This is a genomic window from Peptostreptococcus sp., assembly GCF_036639115.1.
Lineage (GTDB): Bacteria > Bacillota > Clostridia > Peptostreptococcales > Peptostreptococcaceae > Peptostreptococcus.
Genome location: NZ_JAVWJH010000001.1, coordinates 394190 through 416791, shown reverse-complemented (window position 1 = coordinate 416791; position 22602 = coordinate 394190). Strand labels below are relative to the sequence as shown.

General features: G+C 28.9%; 22 protein-coding genes. 5 read left to right on the top strand and 17 right to left on the bottom strand.

What is annotated here, in order from left to right; translation table 11 throughout:
- Positions 1–17: 17 nt before the first annotated feature.
- The 9 genes from RR561_RS01720 to RR561_RS01680 all read right to left on the bottom strand — a co-directional run bounded on the left by RR561_RS01720 (position 18) and on the right by RR561_RS01680 (position 7234).
- Positions 18–389, bottom strand: coding sequence for a VOC family protein (locus RR561_RS01720; RefSeq protein ID WP_332505691.1), 372 nt, complete (start codon positions 387–389; stop codon positions 18–20).
- Between the two features lie 157 nt (positions 390–546).
- Complete coding sequence (locus RR561_RS01715) at positions 547–978, bottom strand: VOC family protein (protein WP_332505690.1); 432 nt, start codon at positions 976–978, stop codon at positions 547–549.
- 114 nt (positions 979–1092) lie between these two features.
- A complete protein-coding gene (locus RR561_RS01710; RefSeq protein WP_332505689.1) occupies positions 1093–2007 on the bottom strand; it encodes a GNAT family N-acetyltransferase in 915 nt (304 codons plus the stop codon).
- A gap of 69 nt (positions 2008–2076) precedes the next feature.
- Complete coding sequence (locus RR561_RS01705) at positions 2077–2619, bottom strand: GNAT family N-acetyltransferase (RefSeq protein WP_332505688.1); 543 nt, start codon at positions 2617–2619, stop codon at positions 2077–2079.
- Positions 2620–2845: 226 nt separating this feature from the next.
- On the bottom strand, positions 2846–3439 hold the full coding sequence (locus RR561_RS01700; protein WP_332505687.1) for a carbonic anhydrase: 594 nt from the start codon (positions 3437–3439) through the stop codon (positions 2846–2848).
- A gap of 636 nt (positions 3440–4075) precedes the next feature.
- A complete protein-coding gene (locus RR561_RS01695; RefSeq protein WP_332505686.1) occupies positions 4076–4903 on the bottom strand; it encodes an exodeoxyribonuclease III in 828 nt (275 codons plus the stop codon).
- Between the two features lie 330 nt (positions 4904–5233).
- Positions 5234–5713 (bottom strand): Csac_0668 family 2Fe-2S cluster-binding (seleno)protein, encoded by a 480-nt coding sequence (locus RR561_RS01690; protein WP_442952287.1) that lies wholly within the window; start codon positions 5711–5713, stop codon positions 5234–5236.
- A gap of 183 nt (positions 5714–5896) precedes the next feature.
- On the bottom strand, positions 5897–6253 hold the full coding sequence (locus RR561_RS01685; protein ID WP_332505684.1) for a VOC family protein: 357 nt from the start codon (positions 6251–6253) through the stop codon (positions 5897–5899).
- A gap of 66 nt (positions 6254–6319) precedes the next feature.
- Positions 6320–7234, bottom strand: coding sequence for a DMT family transporter (locus RR561_RS01680; RefSeq protein ID WP_332505683.1), 915 nt, complete (start codon positions 7232–7234; stop codon positions 6320–6322).
- 102 nt (positions 7235–7336) lie between these two features.
- Here RR561_RS01680 and RR561_RS01675 point away from each other — a divergent pair, with 102 nt between their 5' ends.
- On the top strand, positions 7337–8677 hold the full coding sequence (locus RR561_RS01675) for an aminotransferase-like domain-containing protein (protein ID WP_332505682.1): 1341 nt from the start codon (positions 7337–7339) through the stop codon (positions 8675–8677).
- Positions 8678–8991: 314 nt separating this feature from the next.
- Here the strand turns inward: RR561_RS01675 and RR561_RS01670 are convergent, their stop codons facing one another.
- The 6 genes from RR561_RS01670 to RR561_RS01645 form a co-directional block, all read right to left on the bottom strand.
- Complete coding sequence (locus tag RR561_RS01670; RefSeq protein ID WP_332505681.1) at positions 8992–9909, bottom strand: NAD(P)-dependent oxidoreductase; 918 nt, start codon at positions 9907–9909, stop codon at positions 8992–8994.
- 25 nt (positions 9910–9934) lie between these two features.
- The gene (locus tag RR561_RS01665; protein WP_332505680.1) at positions 9935–10381 is read right to left on the bottom strand and encodes an Lrp/AsnC family transcriptional regulator; all 447 of its coding nucleotides are present in this window, start codon (positions 10379–10381) and stop codon (positions 9935–9937) included.
- Positions 10382–10722: 341 nt separating this feature from the next.
- Positions 10723–12171 carry an ABC transporter ATP-binding protein gene (locus tag RR561_RS01660; RefSeq protein WP_332505679.1) on the bottom strand — a complete coding sequence of 483 codons (1449 nt, stop codon included), beginning with the start codon at positions 12169–12171 and terminating at the stop codon, positions 10723–10725.
- Entirely contained in the window at positions 12168–12845 is a 678-nt protein-coding gene (locus RR561_RS01655) for an energy-coupling factor transporter transmembrane component T family protein (protein ID WP_332505678.1), read from the bottom strand. The genes RR561_RS01660 and RR561_RS01655 overlap by 4 nt, the downstream gene beginning before the upstream one ends.
- A complete protein-coding gene (locus RR561_RS01650; protein ID WP_332505677.1) occupies positions 12842–13435 on the bottom strand; it encodes an MptD family putative ECF transporter S component in 594 nt (197 codons plus the stop codon). The genes RR561_RS01655 and RR561_RS01650 overlap by 4 nt, the downstream gene beginning before the upstream one ends.
- A gap of 67 nt (positions 13436–13502) precedes the next feature.
- The gene (locus tag RR561_RS01645) at positions 13503–14480 is read right to left on the bottom strand and encodes a helix-turn-helix domain-containing protein (protein WP_332505676.1); all 978 of its coding nucleotides are present in this window, start codon (positions 14478–14480) and stop codon (positions 13503–13505) included.
- Between the two features lie 292 nt (positions 14481–14772).
- Between RR561_RS01645 and RR561_RS01640 the strand changes: the two genes are divergently transcribed.
- The 4 genes from RR561_RS01640 (at position 14773) to RR561_RS01625 (ending at position 20082) form a co-directional block, all read left to right on the top strand.
- Positions 14773–15234: a MarR family winged helix-turn-helix transcriptional regulator gene (locus RR561_RS01640; protein ID WP_332505675.1), complete on the top strand. Its 462-nt coding sequence runs from the start codon at positions 14773–14775 to the stop codon at positions 15232–15234.
- 917 nt (positions 15235–16151) lie between these two features.
- A complete protein-coding gene (locus tag RR561_RS01635) occupies positions 16152–17468 on the top strand; it encodes a CynX/NimT family MFS transporter (protein ID WP_332505674.1) in 1317 nt (438 codons plus the stop codon).
- 615 nt (positions 17469–18083) lie between these two features.
- Positions 18084–19079, top strand: coding sequence for a cell wall-binding repeat-containing protein (locus RR561_RS01630; protein ID WP_332505673.1), 996 nt, complete (start codon positions 18084–18086; stop codon positions 19077–19079).
- A gap of 25 nt (positions 19080–19104) precedes the next feature.
- Positions 19105–20082: a cell wall-binding repeat-containing protein gene (locus RR561_RS01625; protein ID WP_332505672.1), complete on the top strand. Its 978-nt coding sequence runs from the start codon at positions 19105–19107 to the stop codon at positions 20080–20082.
- A gap of 405 nt (positions 20083–20487) precedes the next feature.
- Here the strand turns inward: RR561_RS01625 and RR561_RS01620 are convergent, their stop codons facing one another.
- Positions 20488–21645 carry a double-cubane-cluster-containing anaerobic reductase gene (locus RR561_RS01620; RefSeq protein ID WP_332505671.1) on the bottom strand — a complete coding sequence of 386 codons (1158 nt, stop codon included), beginning with the start codon at positions 21643–21645 and terminating at the stop codon, positions 20488–20490.
- 25 nt (positions 21646–21670) lie between these two features.
- The gene (locus tag RR561_RS01615; protein WP_332505670.1) at positions 21671–22429 is read right to left on the bottom strand and encodes an acyl-CoA dehydratase activase; all 759 of its coding nucleotides are present in this window, start codon (positions 22427–22429) and stop codon (positions 21671–21673) included.
- Positions 22430–22602 lie beyond the last annotated feature (173 nt).

The following is a 22602-nucleotide window of genomic DNA, read 5'->3' as shown; positions in this document are numbered from 1 at the left end:
ATATATATAATACAGCTTTAAAAATGATGAATTATACATATTTTCACTCCATTTGGATCTTCAATAAAGGCACAACTTCCAACTCCAGTATTAACTGGCTCTGCAATAATCTTTGCTCCTTTTTCTTTCAGTTCATTTATTGTAGTCTCCATATCATTTACTTCCATTCCTATTGAATAAAAGCCAGTATTATATTCATTATTTTTTATGAGCTCTACCATAGTATCTCCCTCAGATTTCATTAATGTAATACTACCAACTACAGGTTCGCCCTTTGGTGGTAGTCTATATACACTATCAATTTCAAATCCTAAAACCTCTCTGTAAAACTTTATAGACTCTTCCATATCATCAACAATAATAGTTGTATACTTTACTTGAATACTCATTTAAATGCCTCCCTTATTTTATACAATTAAAACATAATAGACCTATATTGTTTAACATAACTAACTTTAATTTAGAATAGAAAACATACTTACATAGTATTTAGTTTCTCATATTTTTATGCAATTTATTATTTAGTATAATTTAAAAACTATTGCTTTAAAATACTAGCAAACCATCTTTGTCAAACTTAAAATCTTCTCCCCACACAACTTCCCAGTAATATCCATCCAAATCTGAGAAATATGCATGATATCCTCCCCAAAATACTGATTGCGCTTCTTTTACAATCTTGCCTCCCGCATTTTTGACCAACTCAACTACTTTATCTACATCTTCTTTTTTCTCTACATTGTAGGCTAAAGTTATCCCAGAAAATCCATTGTTAATTTGTGGTGGGTTTGATTCATCAATATCTTTGGCCAGTAAATCAAGAGGATAAAGTTCAAATTTTGTTCCAGGCGTGTCAAAAAAGCATACTGCAGGATTGTTTTCCCTACTATCTGTTTTGAATCCAAGATCATCTCTATAGAACTTAACGGCCTTCTCCATATCTCTAACACCTAGACAAATACATGTTATTTTATTCATACATATCTCCTTAAAAAGTACTAATCACTTGCTTCATTTAGAATTTTCATCTGTTATTTTAATATTCAAAAAATTTACTCTTACCTAAAGTATATTCCTTTGAATAGACTAATACTAGTACATCCCTATAATCATTTCAAATTGATCAACATTGTGTTCAAATCCTAATTTTTTGAGACTTTTTATTGTTTCACTACCTTTACTATCTATATTGTTAACTGTAATATCATCTGAATTAGTGGCCTTAAACAAATGGTGCAAAATACATTTTGATATATCATTTCTTCTATGATTTTTATCGACTGCCAACTGCACTATATCACCTGTATTTTTATCTATTATCCCATATCCAACTATTTTATTATCATGAAAAGCAAATGAATAGGAAAAATTATCGGCCAGGGCTTTGACTGAATCCATAGAATTTTGCCATGAAGGTTCAAAATCCCAAAATGCCATCAACTCTTCTGTTTTAAACTTTTTAAATTCTGTCTTATCAACATTTTCTATCTTATAACTATTTATATTACAATCATCCTTATAAAGATAATCTTTTTTCTTCATCTTAAAACATTGTAAATCTCTTATTACTTTGAATCCTTCTTTTTTATATAATTCCACTGCAGAGTTATTTGTCTGTATTACCTCAAGCAAATATTGTTTTATACCTTCGTCTTTAAGTATTTTTTTAATATTTAAGAGCATACTACTTGTAATACCTTTTCTTCTATAGTCAGCCACAACTCCCGTTCCCATATCATATGCAGTTGTCTTTCCATTTATTACTCTAAATCCATTCATAACAAAACCAACCAATAATCCATTGTCAAATACGCCCATAGATATTTTTGCAAGATATGATTTTCTTTGCAACATATTTTTGAATTTTTCGAGTGAAAAATCCATATTAACCTCATAATCTGAAAAAGCATTTAAAAAAGCTTTATGAAGCGTTTCTATACTCGTTTCTTCTAAACTTCTATATTCCAACATATTTTTCTCCTCTAAATTTTTAATATTTATATTCATTTTATATTTATATTCATTTTATATTTATATTTGTTTTATATTTATATTTGTTTTTATCTTTTTTTATCTTTATTTTTTATGCAAATCAAACTCTAAATGTCTATCACATGGTTCAAGTTCGAATAACTCTTTATCAATTTCCTTGGCATCGACACAAGACATTTTTCTATAAAACAACTGGCTTTCTTCGGATGAATGAGCTGAAATATATAATAATGATGCACCTATATTTCTTGCAAATTCACAGCTTTTGTCAAACAAATTTTTTCCAATATTTTGGCCTCTAAACTCCTTGCTTACATATATATGATGCAAAACTGCATATTGTTTCTTTGAACCTATTAAATTAGATTCTACTGAAGAAAATCCCAATAATTTATCATCTAATAAAGCTACATAAACAAACCCTTTATTAGACACTGTTTCCCTTAGAGACTCTATTATTTCTAATTTTTCTTTTTCATCCCACTGCTCTATAAATTCTATATTTTTTAATTTCCAAATTCCATCAACTTTTCTCCAACAGTATTTAACATCTTGATATCTATCAAAATTATCCAACATGTTATCTTTTGTATCATTTTTTTTAAATATTTTATAAGTTATATTCATATTATCCTCTCAATTTTATTTTTAATAATAAAAATTAATTGCAGTAGTTTTTTACTAACATCTAGCAAATACAAGTATTTCCCATTTCCATAGTATATGAGATCCACATAATTGTACATATAGAAAGCTTTTCACAAAAAGTATTTTCATTTGTTATTTATACAATTGTCTGTATCTATAATAAGGCCTAGAAATCCACATCTAGGCCTTAAATATATCATAAAAATTATAATATTTCATAACTATTTTTATAGACAGGGTCTCCATTATAATTTACCAATACTATTTTGCCGCAACCTTCGCTACATGAATTGTCAAAATCATAATACCCACCAACAATAACTAATTCTCCACTTTCAACTAATGTTTTATATCTATTTAATGCATATTCAACTTGATTTTCAATATTATCTATGACATAGTTGCTGAGCTTTTTACCTGCATCTATTTTGGTATTCTTTCTGATTGGCTCTAGTGTGTTTTCAATAGACTCCTGAAGCTTTCCTCTATCGTCTAAGCTTCCCTTTATTGCGCCACAGTCTGAATGTCCCATTATAAATAACATTGGCGTACGAAGCTGATAGACTCCATAATCTACAGATCCAAGTGCATTTTCTATAACATTACCTATCACTCTAATTTCAAATACCTCATTGGTAGCATCATCCATCATTATATTTGTATGAATACGTGAATCACAACAGGCAACTAATGTAAGCCAAGGAGTCTGTATCCCCTGAATCTTATCAAAATATGACTGTCCTACTCTTTTTCGAAATTCTTCATTGTAGTTTAATAGTTCTAATAATTTATCTCTCATATCATTTCCTCCATAGCCATTTATTTATAGCAAAAGTCATTTTATTTTATTTATATTATAGCAAAATTTTCTAAAAAGTCTATACAATTTATTTTTCTTATAAATTTTTTGATCTAAAGCTCACAAGCAAAATATCTACTTAACTATAATAAAATTATTTCTTTGATATCTTTTACTGTATTCACTTAAATATCCATTCATTTGAATCACCAATCAAAAAATTATAAAAAATTACTAAATTATACTACTTTTTCGTTTCATAGATTCAATATGACAATTCAATTAAAAATACATTGAGCTCATATCATCAAAATATATATTTTGGTAAATAATTAGAAGCATTTTCAAAGGACTTTCATAAGAATATTTAAAAGCAAAAAAGACACTGATTTCAGTGTCTTTTCAAAAGTTATATAATTAAATTTCCAATGTATATTATTGTAAACTAATATTTTTTATTTAATTCAGTATACTTTTTTACTAAAGCATATATCTCTTCTTTATCAAAGCCCATATATCTTTTTACTAAAACCAATATACCTTTTTACTAAGCCAATATACCTTTTTATTATAAATAGATAATTTTAGTTTTTATTTTAATATATAGTTTCACCTTGTTCTATTATTTCTTATAGTTTATAGTTCGATTTCTAGAAGTATAGGTGTATGGTCTTGTCTAGGTCCAGAATCAACCATTTCAGATTTTTTTACCTTATCAGCTATTCTCTCACTAACTATCCAATAATCAATTCTCCATCCAGAATTGTTTATCTTGCTAGTTTTTACACGTTGTCCCCACCAAGTATAGACATCTGTTGTATCTCCATGAATATGACGGAAACTATCCACGAATCCTCTTTGCAAAAGATTTGTAAACCCTTGACGCTCTTCATCAGTAAAACCTGCTGAATTCTGATTGTTTTTTGGATGGGCTAGATCTATCTCCTTGTGAGCTACATTAAAATCACCAGTAGCTATTACATACTTTTCTTTATCCAAACTAGCTAGATAATCTGCATACTTTTCATCCCAAACCTGACGTTCTTCCAAGCGACTCAGACCATCTCCAGCATTTGGAGTATAAACCTGTGTTATATAGAATTCATCAAATTCAAGCGTGATAATTCTTCCCTCCAAATCCATAGTGCTAGGTGCACCTATCTCTGGAAAAGAAACTTCTGGCTTTAGATTGTTTTTGTACAAAAACATCGTTCCAGCATATCCTTTACGAGCAGGTTCTACTGAACTCTTCCAAGCAATTTCATACTCTGGAAACATCTCTTCTAAAATAGTTAGGTGCTTCTTGGTAGGTCCCTTACTTGATAGCTTAGTCTCCTGTAAAGCTATAATATCTGGGCCGTACTCTATAATTGTATTTAATACATCTCTCGACAAAATAGCACGTGCCGAATCAGATGTTAGTGCCGCATTTAGCGAATCAATATTCCATGAAATAAATCTCATAATTTTCCTCCCATTTTCTTTTAATATCTATCCAATATTATGATAGTTTACCCATAAACCATCTAATTTATTCATTTTACTTTATTATAATATTTTTCTATATTACTAATTTATATCATTCCTAAATCTAATAACAAATTTCTTTTTATACATATCTTTTTTTACATATCTTTTATACATATCTTTTATATATATCTTTTATACATATCTTTTATACATATCTTTTTATATAATTTGAAAATTTATTGTAGCTTATCCAAAATCAAATCATAGAACAATTCTAAATTGCTCTATAAAACTTTACAAATCTCTTGCATTTTATATATATTTTTATAAAGCTTTGTCCATAGCGCCTTGGATGATATGGTGACAACAGCTGCCTAGTGGATTTTTATTTTGACAGTCAGAATTTCTCATTGCACCTGTTATTTTCAACACCTCTTTCATATCTTTTGCACCATTTCTTACTGCTTCAATTACTTCTTCTTCTGTTACTTTACTACAGTAGCAGGCATATTTTGGATTGGCATCTTTTTTAAACCATATTGGAACATTTAATTCCTCTTTGTAAAACTTTTTATTGCTTTCTATATTATAATATGTAATATCACAATCTTCTGACATACATAAATAGTAATCCTCATTTCCTACATTACCTTTTAATTCGTCTAATACTAAATGTCTAACTGTAACATTTTTCACTAAAATTCCTTCTTTACAACATCTAGGGCACAAACTTTGTACACCATCATTTATAGATGTTTTTTCGCTACAAGAGCATTTATTTTCAGCGTTCATTTTTTCCTCCATTTTTTATTATATATTATACAGCTATATTGATATTATACTTATTATTTTATCTATGTGTCAAACAATTGCTTTTATGATTTTTTATTATATATTATTAAAATATTAGTATAGCTTTTCTTTATTCTTTATAAACAAAAAGGAGCAATCTATAAATCGCTCCTTTTAGATAATTATTTATCCACACTATATACTAAACTCGACAACTATTCCATCAGGATCTTCAACTGTAAAATGTTTCGGCTTTTGTCCTATGTCTATAATTTCTGATGGTGTATATCCAAGTGACAATGCCTTTTCTCTTAGTTTTTCAAAATCATTCTCTACTAAGAAGCTCATCACCATTCCTTTTGTTGATACTTTCTCTGCATCTTTAAATTCAATTAGCTCTATCATAGTTTCTCCCTTGACATTGGCTAAAAATACAATTTCACCATCTTCAAGGCTTATACTATTTACTGCCTTTAAATCTGCCAATTCTTGATAAAATGCAAGTGATTTTTTAATATCTCTTACCATAATGGTAATATAATTTAATTTCATATACATCCCTCCTTAACTTATATTAACAAGCTATATAAGATTAATCAAGTAAAAAGTTAGAATATTTTATATATTCTTTTTCTTTTTTCTTCCAAATAAATTTGTTCCTAACACACCTATTATTGTAACTGCGATTCCTATCACATGCTTGTAATTAATCTGCTCACTTAAAATAAATACACCTACAAAAAGTGTGATAATTGGTGTTAAATTTGAGAAGACACTTACTTTTGAAGCTTCCAATTTTGATAAGGCGTAATTTGTCAGTAATGAGCTTACAAATGATGAAAATACACCCAAATAAATTATGGCAAATAAAAATTTTGGAGATGTCAAAGGCTCAATAATAGAAATTGCCTTTGGATCTATGACATAGTTTCCTATACTCAAAACAGTAAAAATAATAAATCCAATTAAGGTCATTATAAATGTAAGTGTGTAATAAGAATAAGTTTTAGACAATTTTCTTGACATAATATTGTAAAAAGCCATCGATATTGTTGATAAAATCAAAAGAATTGTTCCAAATATAGAAAATCCTTCAATCTGCATGCTATTAACCACGGAAATATAGATAATACCACTCATAGAAAAACATATAAATAAATTCTGCATTCTTGTCGTTTTTTCCTTCAAGAAAATATTGGATAAAATTGCTGTAAAAATAGGTGCAGTCGCAATAATTATTCCAGCTTCTGTTGAACTAGAATATAGAAGCCCAAATGACTGAAATCCAAAAAATAATACTGGATAAAATAATGATAAAGGTAATATCTTGAGAATATCACTAGGCTTTATCTCTATGCTTACTTTTTTTATTATTATTGGCAATAAAGAAGCCAATAAAGCAAAAAAGAAACGATATGACAATAAAACTAGGGGTGAAACATACTCCAAGGCAACCTTAACGAACATAAATGAAAAACCGATTATTGTAACTTGTGTCAATGTAGCTATATAAGCTTTTTTAGTATCATTCATAATAAGAACCTCCTTCTTATATATCATTGTAGTGTAGATTGGAAAATGATACAATATAATAAAAAGAGAACTGTCCTAGGACAAAAAATAAAGGAGAAAATTATGTTTAAATACAATATAATTGTTGATAAAATTTCAAATAAAATACAGAATAATGAGTTGTCATCAGGTGCCAAATTACCTTCAATAAGACAATTAGCAGAAGATTTTAATTGTAGTAAACAAACTGTTTCTCAAGCTCTAAAAGTTCTAGAGGAGCAACATTTTATTTACAGCAAGCACAAAAGTGGATACTATGTCGTTGATAAACTATTTAAGGAAAATAAAGAAGATAATAATGTTTTTGACTTTAAAAATGCCTCACCAAATTGGGCCGATTTTCCATATAGTGATTTTCAACATTGTATAAATAGAGCTTTTGATATATATCAAAAAGATTTATTTAATTATAATTTATCTAACGGTTTATCCGCTCTTATAAAAGTTGTACAGAACTTATTATATAGTTCTCAAGTTTTTTCAAAAGAGGAAGATATTTTTATTACTTCTGGAGTTCAACAGGCCCTCAATATTCTATGCCTAATGCCTCTTCCAAATGAAAATAAAACTATACTCATAGAAGAACCTACTTATCCTCAAATTATAGAATTGCTTAAACTTTATAATATACCTGTTGTCACTGTAGCTAGAAAAAATCAAAAACTCGATATAGAAAAAATTAAAAATATTTTTATAGAATATGATATTAAGTTTTTCTATATCACATCAAGATTTCAAAATCCACTAGGTTTTTCTTTATCTAAAAAAGAGAAAATACAACTTCTAAATCTTGCCCAAAAGTACAATGTATATATAGTCGAAGATGATTATATGGCTGATTTTGATAGCAACAGCAAAAATGATCCTCTATACACTTATGATAGTTCTGACAAAGTTATTTACCTGAAAAGTTTCTCAAAAATAATGTTTCCAGGTCTAAGAGTAGGAGCCTGTATTTTACCACCACAGCTTTCTTCAATTTTTAGACATTATAAAATAAATGCTGATATATCAAGCTCTGTATTTTCACAAGCTGCTCTTGAAATATACATCTCTAGTGGAATGTATGAAAGTCATATAAAAGATATTAGAAAAAATTATACCGAAAAAACAAAAACTTTTGTAGATACTGTAAAAAGACATCCTATATCAAAGATTTTGGAGTACTTACCACCCCAAGCTCTAAAAACACATATTAAACTCCCTAAAAATATCAATGAAAAAAAATTGATTGATATATGTAAACAGGACAATGTCCATTTGATAAAGTCTGATCCTTATTATTTTGATATTGTAGATAACCCCAACCACTACTTGCTGATTGAACTATCTAATATAAGTAATTCAAATATTGAAGTTGGAACTAACTTGCTTTTAGATAATCTCGAAAAATTATTTTTTTAGTTTTAAAAGGTATCTGCATATGTACACAGATACCTTTTATAAATTATTTTATTTACTTTTCTTATTTATTTAATTAATATTTCTATGTTTAACTCTTTTTATTAAGATTTAAGCTACCTATGTATAAATGAATTACCCTATATAACATTCGAACTAATAATTTTTCATCTAACCTATATTATCTTTCAAATATAAGAGTGTTATAGTCACTCTCTGTTTTTACCTTCTTAGTAAGCCTGTAGTCACCTCCTATTTGTATACATTTATATTTGTATACATTTACATTTTTATACATTTATATTTGTATACATTTTTTAAAGTATATGATCTTTCTTAATATCCAAAATATCTTGAATATTTTTTAAAACCTTATTAGATAAGCGTTCTCTAGCTTCTTTCGTCCATCCAGCTACTTTTTCTGATATTATTATATTAGAAAATTCTTCAAATTTTTCTTTGTTAGCTCCTGACCCATCTCCATCAAAAATAGCATAGTTCTCTTTTCCCTTTATCCACTCTAAAAATGCCCCCACTTCAAACGGAACTCCTAAAGACGTGTTTATCAATATTTTACCTTCACCAAATAAGTCGAATTCATCTTTTCCAAGCAGTACTGTGTTCTTAGGTAAATGAGTGGATATAATTTCTACAGTCTGTAAAAGTTCACTAAGTGGCAGATATTTTATTCCTTCATTTTCTATGTCACTTTTTCTACTTCTATTAAAATAATAAACATCCATACCAAAATCAGATAACATTCTTGCTAACATTTTACCTGTTGTACCCATACCAATTATGCCGACTTTTCTTTGTGTTAATTCAACAGCCTCATTTTTCCATTGCTGATTTCCTAAGCCCTTTAATAATCTTATTAACTCACTTACAATAAATTCAACTAACCCCTCATCTCCATAATCTCTAATCCCTCTAACTTCAATACTATTTTGTCTTGCAGCTACAATATCAACATTTGCAGAACTTTCATCATAAAGACTACAACACATTCCTATATACTTTAAATCCTTACTCTCTTCTATAACCCTCTTACTTATTTGTGTATTCCAAGATACAAGAACACAGTCCGCGCCCTTTATTCTCTTAATAATTTCATCATCATTTTCTGGATAATCTTTGAAAATTTCAACGTCTTCTGCAGAATACTTTCCCAATTTTTTTATTGCCCAATTTTCCAATCCCGTATTATCCACGCAAACTATTTTTTTAAACTTCATAAATTATAATCCTTTCAATATATATTTATTCTACTCCATCTTCAATTATTGTTGATAAAATAAAAGTTGTTGAAGTATCCATTGTAGATTTTACTTTCCACAACTGATCAATAAAATTTGTAATATCCATCGTAGATTTTGCCCTTACCTTAAATACTACACACCAATCTCCATGTATTCTTTGACACTCCTCTACGACTAGATTAGGAACTTTTATTCCAACATATTCTTTTATGTCATCTTTAAAATTTGACATATTCACTTTTATATAAACATACGCTCTAGTACTTTCTCCTAGCTTATCCCAATCAATTATACTTTTATATCCTTTTATTACACCACTTTCTTCTAACCTTTTTACTCTTTGATGGATTGCCTGCCTTGAAATATGAAGCATCCTACTTATTTCCTCATGAGATATTCTAGCATTCTTGCTAATAATACTAATAATTTCCAAATCTAAATCATCCATTAGCCTCACCCCTTACTATATGTAATCTATATTATCATCAAAATAATATTAAGTCATCATAGTGAATCTATTTAGTACTATTCGTAACAAATAATCCTTTGTACAATAAATTTCAGATACCATTACTTGTTATTCTAAGCAAAACATATCTTTATAGTTACTATTCGCAACATAAAAGCAATCAAAAAATATTATCCCTATATTTATATAAATATAGGGATAATATTTTCAATTTATTTTTAATGATTTTAGTTATAATCTAGGCTGATTGATAGTTTTAACTAGAAATTTTTATATTTTTATCAATCTATATTTTTTTAGTTTATTTTCAGTAATATTTTTCAAATTTTAATATTCCCTTTCAATATATCCAATATGCTAATCTCATCTTTCAAATCACTGATTTCTTCAAGGCTGCTCCCGTTAAAACTCAAAATGCGGTTGCATGACTCCATTAAAAATTCATAGTCGTGAGAAATAACAATTACAATTTTATTTTTCTTCTTTAGTTCTTTTATTTTATTTGCAATTAAATGCATATTTTTACCATCCAAACCACTTGTCGGCTCATCAAATATATATACTTCTCTTTCTAATAGCTCTGCTGCAGCTATAGTCAACCTTTGTTTTTGGCCACCAGATAAAATCTGTGGGTGCAAATCACTGGTATTTTCTAATTGAAAATCCTCAAGAATTTTTTTGGCATCTACATCTATATCGTTCAATTTTAACTCTTCTTCAGGGGTAACTTCAAATAAATTACTATCTGGATTAGTCGACAAATAATAAATTATCCTTCTTCTATCTGATTTTTTTAGTTTTCTATCATTATAGTATATGGCCCCTTTTTTCTCCCTTAATAAGCCACTCAGAATCTTTGATAAGCTACTTTTTCCTATACCATTTTCACCAACTATGCCATATATGTTACCACTTACAAAGCTATAGTTTAAATTTTCAAGTATCTCTTTTCCCTTATATGAAAAATATAATTCTTCCAACTTAAAAGTGTTTTTTCCATTTATTTTTTCGAATGTAGGACTAATAGAATCCAACTCGTATGTCCGCAAACCTAATTTTTCATATTCACCGCTTGATTTTTTACTTAACTCTTCCTCTGTATAACAAGCAGTTATTTCTCCATTTTCTATAAAGTAATATTTATCAACAATTCCTCTGAGATAGTATATACGATGCTCAGATATTACCATAGTTTTCCCAGCCTTCTTTAAGGATGACATCAACCCTTTCAATGATTCTACACTTTCCATATCAAGATTTGCAGATGGTTCATCAAATACATATATAGGAGGGTCTATAGCATTTATTGATGCAATAGCTACTTTTTGCTTTTCTCCACTAGACAGTTGGAACAAGTTTTTATCAATTAACTTTTTCCCGTTAATCGAATCTAATGCCGATTCTATTTTCCCAGAAATTTTCTCAGCTTCTACTCCATTATTTTCTAAGCCGAAAGCTATTTCATCCTCAACAAGCTCTGCAAAAAACTGACTTTTTGGATTTTGAAATATAGAACCTACTTTTTTCCCAATTTCATAAAGTTCTTTATCATAAGGATTCATCCCATCAATCAATATGCTTCCTTCAACATTTCCTTCATAAAATTTATATGCAAGTCCATTTATTATTCTGGTCAAGCTTGTTTTACCACAACCACTTGATCCAATCAAGGCCACTACCTCTCCCTTTTTAACTTCTAAATTTATATCTTTAAGATTATAATTATCATTTTGCAAATATGAGAAATATAAATTCTGTAATTTGATCATATAATTACTACCCTTTCCATATAATATAAGCCTATCGTAAGAAAAATCGTAAGAAAAAGTACAATAAAATCTTTTCTTCTAAATTTAATCTCTCTTCTAGATGTCTGAACTCCCTTTGAAGATATCCCCCTAACTTCTGAAGCTGCAGCTAGTTCTTCTGCAATTTTAGATGCAGAAAACATCATTGGTACAAATAAATATTCCATAGTTGTAAAGGGCTTTTTTATAGAAATCATTCCTCTTAATTTTAAAGAATCAATAATCTCTGAGAACTCACTTTTTATAACTGGTAAAAAACGCATCATGAATATCAATGGAAGAGAAATATTTCTATGTACTTTTAGTTTTTTCATAACCGCCATAAGTTCTCCTGGTGGCGTTTTTATAATTGGAATCACCGATAAAATGATTACCAATGTTCTGAGTATAATAAAGAGAAACATTTCGGGTAAAAGTATACCGAATCCATTACCTCTAGATAGAACCCTTAGCACAGCTACTAAAAAAATAGCTATCGTAATTTTTTTTGTGAATTTGCCATATCCTGATACAAACAAGTATAAAAGCAAAATAGCGGTAAGTAAAAAAAATACAGTATCTTTGGATAAAATCGATGCCAAAAATACTGTACTTAGGAATACTGTAAGTTTGGAGCGAAAGTCCAATCTTATCACTTAATAATACCTGTCTTTTTAAAATGTTTTTCTGTCATTTTATTCCCTAAATAGCATCCAATTGTAGCCGCTACTACAGTCAGTGCAAGGGAAATTATAACCCATTTAACATCTGTATAGTACTGAGTTTGAAGATTAAACTGTTCAGGGGATACCCCAGTTTTTAAAAATGCTTTTTTAAAGAACCATATTTCACTCATTCCATGTGTTGCTCTTGCAAGTGAAGTAATAGTCCATGCTATTGTAATTCTTTTAATATTTCTATAGCTATCTCCACCTAACATAGAAAGCTCTGCAATGATACCTGCTCCAAGGAACCAAGGAATCATAAATGGTCCCATAAATACTGTTGCTAGAACCGCTTGTAAAATATTATAAATCAATGCTACTCCTGGCTTTCCTACTTTCATTGACATATAAACAAAGAAGGGTCCCAAAATTAATGCAACAAAAACAGCATTGAATATCATATTAAAAAATAATGATGCTCCTGTAATCATTGAAAATACTATAAAAACCACAATCATTATTGCTGAAAATATTCCTATCGTCGCCAAGTCTTTTACCGATAGTTTTTTTGATTTTTCCATAAACATTTCCTCCTATTTTCATTTCAATGTCTATATTATCATCATCAAAACTATCTTTCTTGTCTAATCAGACATCTTGTGCCCCATTAGATATTTTTCTATACTCGGATGGAGTTATATTATACATTTTTTTAAATGCTTTCGAAAATTTAGAGTGATCCGCATATCCTATTTTAATTGCTATATCAGTAACAGATATCTTAGCATTCTTTAATAAATTCGCAGCTGTTTCCAATCTTTTCTTTCTAATACTGTCACTTATAGACTCCCCATATATACTTTTATAGCAATTTTTCATAGTTGTTGTTCCAACATTAAATAATAGCGAAAGTTCTTCATAAGTATTTGTTTCATAATATTTATCTAAAATATACTCATGAATTTTTTTCATTACATCTACATTACTTTTTGTAAAGTAGGCTCTTTCATCGTATGCAATATTTTTATCAACTGTTGTGAGATATAGAAATAATTCCTGAAACTTTACCTTTAAATAGGAAATTATAATATCATTTGGAACTCTATACATTTCAAAAAATATATGTTGTATTTCTGGGGTAGCCCTTTTAATAAATAAAGTATTTTCAGAACACAAGCTTTCCAAAATATCATTATATTTTAATCCAAACATTTTTTCTAAAAACAACAGTTCTTCATCAAACTCTGATGGTATTATATAAAATGTAAGCCCGTGGTAATGACTTATCGGAAACACTGACTCTATTGCCCTATTACTTATTAAGTTAATTGCAAAATCACCAGCCTCCATATATGTAATAGTTCCATCTTTAAGAACACATTCAAATCGTCCTTCTCTACAATGATTTATTTCGTATCTTTTCCCACTTAAATTATCATTTGATACTCTATTTGTAATTTCACCTATGTGGATATCATTATAAAAAACCTTCACACCTTTAAACAATTCATACTCCGTCACAACATATTTTTCTTTATCATTTTTCTTATATTCATAAATAGTTCCGTCAGCTATTTCTTTTATCTTTTTATCACTCCTACCATAAAGATGGTTTATGTAATCCATTTGAATTAGTCTCCTCTAAACTTTATATATCCTTTCTTAATAGTAAACTACAATCTACTTACTACACAAAGTATACTGCATCTTTTATCTAAAGTCTAATGATTATTATTCTGAGTTAGGATTGATTAATCTCAATTTATAATAATATGTTTTTTTCATAATTACCTTAGAGCAAGTTATCTTTATATTAAACTTTAAACTTTTAATTTACTGTAAAATTTCTTATTTACATGCTTGTATTTCAATTAAATATTTACTTGACAAAAGCGTATAGCAACCATATACTATTGATATGGAAAAAATAACAAACAAAAAACATAAGATTGCATATGATTCTCTACAGTTAGCAATTTCTTTGGTAAATCTAGACAAAAAGACCCGTTACTATGGGACAGATGTTCCTATTTTTTACTCTGAAATACATGTAATAATGACTATTGCTGAACACCCTGGAATTCACGTTGGTGGATTAGCTGATATTTTGGGAGTGACAAAAGGGGCAGTTTCCGAAATTCTCAAAAAACTAGAGAGAAAGGCTCTAGTTCTAAAGGAAATAGATGATCTTAATTTATCTAGATATTCATTGAGTTTGACTGAAAAGGGAGAAATGGCTCATAAAAACCATATGCATTACCATTCTGTACTAAACAATATGGTTGAGGACGAATTGAAAGATGCTTCTGAGGAAGAGTTAGAATTTTTATCATCTTTTTTAATAGATATGATAGATAAAGTTAAAAATTTTGATGAATAATAATTTTTTATAACTATATTTTACTTATACTCTTTTTGATAAATCTTTTGATGCTACTAATTTAAGAACTAATTATCATCTTGAATATTTATAAAGATTTTATTAGTGATAATAGCCATCAATAATTAGTAGCAATAAGAACCATCAATAAGAATTAAGAGTAGTAATAATAGTTCTAGCAGAGGAATACATTTATATTGTATCTATAAAATAATATAAAACTATAATAATGTCTTAAAAAAGCACTAGAAAAGGTCTGATAAAGGGATTTTATGGGAAATCTTGACTAATTACCTATATTCTCCCTTTAATAAACCCACATAAATTTTCTATTATTGAATTTTTTAATAATAGAAGTTGAGAATTTTAAAATTAAAAAATAAACTAATATTTTTATCAAAGTGTATGGTACATATACACATAAGTGAATTTTAAGACTAAATTGAAAAAATAATAATAAAATTGAGATAAAAACGTACTTATATATAAATTATGAGTTTATATGTAACCTGTTAAATATGTATAGATGCATTTTGTAACTTTCATGACTTCTTTTAAGTAAAAATCGCCTTATTCAAATAAGTTTTAGTTATTAAACAGTTATTAATTAACTGTTATAATTTTAGATAATAGGAAAAAGGTAAAATTACTTACAAATATAGCATTTTTGGTTAAAAAATAATTTTATTTAGATAAATATTTTATTATTAGTAATAAATCTCACAAATTATAGTAGCTTTAAATATCATTAATTTTTGAAGTTATTCATCCCTTTTATTTAAGTAGTTTTTATTATTACTAATTTCAATAACTATAATGAATATTTTTTCTCATTATTTTAAGTGATACAATAAATTATTTCACAATAATTAACATTTTAAAAAGAATAATAATATTTTTAAGGAGAAATTTTACAAATGAATCAAACAAATAATAAAAACGGAAAGAATCTAGATTCACATTCAAAAAAAAGCAGTTCAATGATAATGATTATAGGTATTTTGTTTATAGCTGCAAACCTAAGGGCACCTTTAACATCTGTTGGCCCCTTGGTTAGTTTAATAAGAGAAAGTCTGCATATTTCAAATACATTGGCGGGGATGATCACCACACTACCTTTATTTGCCTTTGCCTTATTCTCACCTTTAGTACCTGCTATTGCTCGTAAGTTTGAAACCGAAGTGGTAATATTTTACTCAGTAATCATGCTTACAGTAGGAATTTTACTACGTTCATGGTCAGCTGGTTTTGGCCTATTTTTAGGAACAGTAGTAATAGGTCTATCCATTTCAGTGGGTAATGTCTTAATACCTAGTTTCATTAAAAAGGAATTTCCAGAACAAATAGGTCTTATGACTGGTCTTTACTCAGTTTTTATGAATATTTTTGCAGCACTTGCATCTGGCATCAGTATCCCACTAGCGCTAGGTTTGGGATTAGGTTGGTCAGGAGCTTTGAGAGTTTGGGCAATACTTAGCTTTGTATCAATAATAATATGGATTCCTCAACTAAAAAGAAAAAGACAAGAAAAATTTGACCTAGAAAATTTGACCAACACTAGCAAAATATCAGATGAATTTAAAGCAAGCACAGAAATTAATGAAGCAATTAATAAACATAAGCCTACTGCTGAGAAAACTAGTATGTGGAAATCACCTTTGGCATGGCAAGTCACTATATACATGGGACTACAATCCATGGTCTTTTACTGTATGGTTGCATGGCTACCAGACATCTTGATTCAACAAGGTATGAGCTCTGGAAATGCTGGTTGGATGCTTTCTCTTATGCAACTTGCCCTAATACCTATGACATTTGTTGGTTCGGTTCTTGCAGGGCGTAGAGCAAGCCAGCGATCTTTGGTCACTTTGGGTTCTGTATGCGTAATTATAGGGCTTTTAGGTTTACTTTTATTTGGAAATTCAGGATTTGTATTTTTATTTATAATTATACTTGGAATTGGAGCAGGCTTTAACTTTAGCCTATCAATGATGTTTTTCAATTTGAGAACGAAAAATGCAGATGAAGCTGCTAGATTATCTGGCATGGCTCAAGCAATTGGATATCTACTTGCTGCCTTTGGACCAATGTTCTTTGGATATTTACATGACTCCACTAGCAACTGGTCAATGCCTCTTGTCATTCTTATTGGATTTTCTGCTACATGCTTGATAGCTGGCCTAGGAGCATCACGTGATTTATACGTTGCTGATAATCACAAGCAAGCCATGTAAGTTTTATACATTATTGATAGGATATTTACACAAACTATATATTCTTATTAATAAAATTATACTTAACAATACAATTAAATTACAATACAGTTTAATTACAATACAGTTTAATTACAATGCAGTTTAATTACAATGCAGTTTAATTACAATACAGTTTAATTACAATACAGTTTAAGTTATGTACTAGATCAAAAGTATATACAATCATATTTAACTAGATCCATGACATATAGTAATGAGTTCAAATCCCTAGCTTTCTTAAATGAAGAGCTAGGGATTTTGTGCTTAAAAGTTTGAAAATTTCGTATCTAATACTCTAGCAATTTTTCATATTTTTCTATCATTTGAATTATGATTGCTCTGCATATGTAGTTATATACATGTTTCTTAAAAATAGTGATACTCTAAATCTATGCTTATATGTATGTATGTTTGTTTGTTTGTTTGTTTGTATAGATTTTTATATGTTTAGATTGATGTATTTTTTGTATATTTTTTGTATATTTTTGTATATTCTTTTGTAATATAATGAAACCTTTTTACTATTGACTAACTTTATTTAAAAGAGTATATTTTATTTAGTATAAAATTATTGTGTTTCAAAAGGAGAATAAAATGAAAAAAATAAGTAAAAAGATACCAATCTTTGCACTAGCTTCTCTTTTGTTGTTTTCTATGAATGCAACATCATTAGCAGAAGAAACTGCCAATGAAAATGTCGAGAGAATTTCAGGTAAAGATCGATATGAAACTTCTTTAAATATAACTAAATATTTAAGAAGTAGTGATTCAGATGTACGATACTGCGTAATCGCTGGTGGAGAAAGTTTTCCAGATGCTTTATCTGCGGGATTTCTAGCGAGTGAATATGATTCACCACTAATGTTAACTAAAAAATCCTCAATATCTGAAGATGTGTTATCTACATTAGGTGATTTTAAATTTCCAAATGTATTTCTAATAGGTGGAGAAAACACAATTTCGAAAAAAGTAGAGAAAACTATTAATCCTTATTCACAAATGCTAGAAAGAATTTCTGGAGAAAATAGATATAAAACATCAGAACTTGTAAATTCTCAGTTACTTAAGCTTTATAATACTTTTGGTGCAAGTGATGTAGCTGGAATATATAATGGAAAAATATTTGCTGATGCCTTGTCTGCCGTTCCATTTATGCATACATATAATGTATCAAACACTACTAAATTACCTTTAATTGCCGTAGATACAGATACAAATCGTGGAATGGCCTATATGGTATTTGGAGGAGAATCATCTGTTCCAAAAAATGAATACGAAAAGTATAGACTAGCTGGAAGTGATCGCTACAAAACAGCAGTTGAAGTAGCAAAGGCATATAAAAGTATATTAAATAAGGATATAGATACCATTGTTTTAACTAGTGGAGAAGATTTCCCTGATGCACTTTGTGCTGGACCTTTGGCTGCTAAAAACAACGCTGCCGTTTTGTTGACTAATTCAAATCATCTAAATAAAGATACTAAGGAATATATTCAATCAAATAAAAACATTAAAAAGGCAATAATAGTCGGTGGTGAAAACTCAGTATCCGAGGCTGTCGAAAAGGAATTAAATGAAATAATAAATTAATAATTTATAACAAAGGAGTTTTAATATGAACAAAATTTTTAAATATTTTACCTGTCTTGGATTGGCACTATTTTTTATTAGTGGAAGTGTTTTTGCTGAGGATAGTTCTGTCACTAGAATTTCTTCTAGTAACAGATACACTACGTCTGTAGCGGTTAGTGAGAATTTCTTTAATAATTCTAATGATGTAGTTATAGCTTCAGGAGAAAATTTCTCAGATGCACTATTTGGTGGTCGATTTGCTGCTGAATTAAACAGTCCTTTATTTTTATCAACTAAAGATACACTAGACTCTAAAGTTCTTGATGAGATCGGTAGACTCAATGTAAAAAACATTTATATATTGGGTGGCGAAAATTCAATATCATCAGAAATAGAAAATTCTCTTAAAAGAAATAATTTTAATGTTAAGCGTATCAGTGGTAAAGATCGAATAGAAACAGCCTATAAAATAAATACTGAATCATTTAATATAAGAAACCTAATAGCTATTGGTGATTCATATAGTGTTGTAAACTCACATAACTTTGCAGATGCTTTAGCTGCGGCTCCATTTGTCTATCAATATAGCTATAAATCTAATTTTTTATCGTTCTTCCCTTATAAAGGAAATGATGATAACGTAGCAAAAATGTCTTATATTATATTTGGAGGTACTAGTTCAATTCCAAAGCAGGCAGAAGAAAAAAATAGACTAGCTGGAAGTGATCGTTACAAAACAGCAGTTGAGATTGCAAAGGCATATAAAAGTATGTTAAATAAGGATATAGATACCATTGTTTTAACTAGTGGAGAAGATTTCCCTGATGCACTTTGTGCTGGACCTTTGGCTGCTAAAAACAACGCTGCCGTTTTGTTGACTAATTCAAATCATCTAAATAAAGATACTAAGGAATATATTCAATCAAATAAAAACATTAAAAAGGCAATAATAGTCGGTGGTGAAAACTCAGTATCCGAGGCTGTCGAAAAAGAATTAAATGAAATAATAGAAGTACAATAGTTTATAAATATAATATGAATTTTTCTATGATATGCTTGTAATTCAATATAGTTATAATTTAGCTTATCTACAACTCAGACTATTATAATATAAATTTAAATATATGAAACCATATATTTTATACATTTAAAACTAATCAATTCCATAAATGAAAAGAGAGCTATCGATTATTTTGATAGCTCTTTTTATTTTACATGTTTTACATAAACTATTCTACACGCTTTTACTGCTATAATAGTTTTTTAATTATAGAATTTACTCGTTTTTCTTCCTAAATAGAATATAATACCTATAAGTAATAGTTATATACAGTAAAGTAAAAATTTCTAAATTTTTTCACTTTATTTGAAAATAGTTACAGCCAAATTTCTAGCTATGAATATATCCATTAAGATATTAAATGTTTTATAGCATTTCGATAAATGCCGCTATTCTTGTCTGCATCTGACCGCTATCTGTTGTTGAGTAGTCTGTTTCAAGCTTCATGTAAGGTACACCTACATCTTCTACTGCTCTTTCCATTTTAGTGGCTTCTACATTGAATGTATGACATGCCTGAAGTACCAGCTCTATTACTCCATCTACCTTATACTCTTCAACCATGTTTACAGTATTTTTCATTCTTGCATCATTAGGTGTGAATACTGAACAATTTATTTCCATATATCTATCTGATATAGCTCTCATTATATCTTCAGCATTTTCATTTATCATCTGAGTATTTGTTCTTTCTCCTCCACAGTCATCCTTGCATACTATTACTCCACCATTTTCTTCTATTGCAATTCCCACCTTTTCAATCAATCCTCCAGATGGACATCCTGTTATCAATATTCTTTTTTCTTTTTTTGATACAGGTCTTTCTCCTTTTTCAAAATAACTCTCTTTTGATTCTTTTATCAACTCTTTTATATTTTCTATCTGAGTATCCACATCAAGGGCAAATGTTCCCTTCTGCATGGCTATCATTATGTCCGTACCCTTCATTACTGGAGGGATATTCTTTTGAAGCTGATACATTTCTACATATAATTTTCTTAACTCATTTCTTTTTTTAGCAGCTTCTCTAAGATTTTCCTCAGTGATCTCTATTTCAAATTTATTTTCTAGAACTTCTTTAAGATAGACACATTCATTGTACCAATTATCATATATATATGGTCTGTCTTTTCCCTGTGGAAGATGCATTATATGAACATCCTTTATTTCTCCAAGTAATTCATACATCTTCTTTTTTCCATCACAAGTTGTTTCTCCTATTATAATATCGGAAAAATATGTATATGGACATTTTTCAGTCATTGCAAATCCGTAAGTAGATTTAATTAGAGGACATAGATTCTTAGGAAGAACCTTCTCTGCATCAGGGATTGTCTCATTACTTGTGCCACAAAGTCCAACATTTCCTATACCACCTGCATCCAATATTTCTTGTGGAGTATATGTGCAAAGACATCCTGCAATTTTACCTCCCTTTTTTTTATAATCCATTGCCCTTATAAAACCTTCTTTTCTTACATCTATATATTCTTCAAATTTCTTTGGTAAACTTAAATCCTTCATTATTTCTCCTTTAATCATCAAAATTTTAATCTTCTAATTCTCCTGCATAAACTGCAGCCCCTATCGCTCCAGCAAATCTTGCTTTCGAATCTGAATAAACAGGTCCATCAAGAGCTTTTGAAAGCTCCTTTATAAAGTAATCATTCTCACAAAAACCACCTGTTAGTATATATTTATCTGCTGGAATCTGAGCAGCAAGCTGAACTACTTTTTCCACAACCGAATTTATTACACCGTTTGCGATATCTTCTCTGGGAGTTCCCTCACCTATGAGGCTAATTATCTCAGACTCTGCAAACACTGTACACATTGAACTGATTGTAGTTTCCTTGCCCTTTGCAGCTATTTCTTCAAGCTCATCAAATGTAAGCCCCAATCTATCTGACATTATCTCTATAAATTTTCCTGTTCCTGCAGAACACTTATCATTCATAAGAAATTTCATTACTCGACCCTTCTTTAGTGAGATAACCTTTGTGTCCTGTCCACCTATATCTATTACTGTTGCGTTTTCCCCAAATAAATAGTATGCACCTTTTCCATGACATGATATTTCAGTCATTATCTCATTGGCATATGGAACTGATACCCTTCCATATCCAGTTGCCATTATATTTGAATTTTCTATATCTATCCCACTTTTTTCAAGCATTTGTCTAATATCTTCGGCTGTTTTTCTTGAATTATATCCAGTTGGAAGCATAAAATTATTTTCTATAATATCATCGTCCATTACGCATACCTTTGCACAACTTGAACCTATATCTATTCCTATATTTTTCATATAATCCCCCCTTCTATTTTAATTACACTACTATTTTAACATTTTATCTTGATAGCTTAATCAAATCATAATGCTTATAGAGAAATGTTATAATCTTATATTTTGTTATAGCTAAAACTAATAGTATTCTTTTTTTAGAATTTTTAATTTTTTTTAAACACAAAAAAAGAGTG

Bases quoted from the DNA above. Each gene is read 5' to 3' on its own strand.
- RR561_RS01720 (WP_332505691.1), bottom strand. From the start codon at position 389: ATGAGTATTCAAGTAAAGTATACAACTATTATTGTTGATGATATGGAA.
- RR561_RS01715 (WP_332505690.1), bottom strand. From the start codon at position 978: ATGAATAAAATAACATGTATTTGTCTAGGTGTTAGAGATATGGAGAAG.
- RR561_RS01710 (WP_332505689.1), bottom strand. From the start codon at position 2,007: ATGAATATAAATATTAAAAATTTAGAGGAGAAAAATATGTTGGAATAT.
- RR561_RS01705 (WP_332505688.1), bottom strand. From the start codon at position 2,619: ATGAATATAACTTATAAAATATTTAAAAAAAATGATACAAAAGATAAC.
- RR561_RS01700 (WP_332505687.1), bottom strand. From the start codon at position 3,439: ATGAGAGATAAATTATTAGAACTATTAAACTACAATGAAGAATTTCGA.
- RR561_RS01695 (WP_332505686.1), bottom strand. From the start codon at position 4,903: ATGAGATTTATTTCATGGAATATTGATTCGCTAAATGCGGCACTAACA.
- RR561_RS01690 (WP_442952287.1), bottom strand. From the start codon at position 5,713: ATGGAGGAAAAAATGAACGCTGAAAATAAATGCTCTTGTAGCGAAAAA.
- RR561_RS01685 (WP_332505684.1), bottom strand. From the start codon at position 6,253: ATGAAATTAAATTATATTACCATTATGGTAAGAGATATTAAAAAATCA.
- RR561_RS01680 (WP_332505683.1), bottom strand. From the start codon at position 7,234: ATGAATGATACTAAAAAAGCTTATATAGCTACATTGACACAAGTTACA.
- RR561_RS01675 (WP_332505682.1), top strand. From the start codon at position 7,337: ATGTTTAAATACAATATAATTGTTGATAAAATTTCAAATAAAATACAG.
- RR561_RS01670 (WP_332505681.1), bottom strand. From the start codon at position 9,909: ATGAAGTTTAAAAAAATAGTTTGCGTGGATAATACGGGATTGGAAAAT.
- RR561_RS01665 (WP_332505680.1), bottom strand. From the start codon at position 10,381: ATGGATGATTTAGATTTGGAAATTATTAGTATTATTAGCAAGAATGCT.
- RR561_RS01660 (WP_332505679.1), bottom strand. From the start codon at position 12,171: ATGATCAAATTACAGAATTTATATTTCTCATATTTGCAAAATGATAAT.
- RR561_RS01650 (WP_332505677.1), bottom strand. From the start codon at position 13,435: ATGGAAAAATCAAAAAAACTATCGGTAAAAGACTTGGCGACGATAGGA.
- RR561_RS01645 (WP_332505676.1), bottom strand. From the start codon at position 14,480: ATGGATTACATAAACCATCTTTATGGTAGGAGTGATAAAAAGATAAAA.
- RR561_RS01640 (WP_332505675.1), top strand. From the start codon at position 14,773: ATGGAAAAAATAACAAACAAAAAACATAAGATTGCATATGATTCTCTA.
- RR561_RS01635 (WP_332505674.1), top strand. From the start codon at position 16,152: ATGAATCAAACAAATAATAAAAACGGAAAGAATCTAGATTCACATTCA.
- RR561_RS01630 (WP_332505673.1), top strand. From the start codon at position 18,084: ATGAAAAAAATAAGTAAAAAGATACCAATCTTTGCACTAGCTTCTCTT.
- RR561_RS01625 (WP_332505672.1), top strand. From the start codon at position 19,105: ATGAACAAAATTTTTAAATATTTTACCTGTCTTGGATTGGCACTATTT.
- RR561_RS01620 (WP_332505671.1), bottom strand. From the start codon at position 21,645: ATGAAGGATTTAAGTTTACCAAAGAAATTTGAAGAATATATAGATGTA.
- RR561_RS01615 (WP_332505670.1), bottom strand. From the start codon at position 22,429: ATGAAAAATATAGGAATAGATATAGGTTCAAGTTGTGCAAAGGTATGC.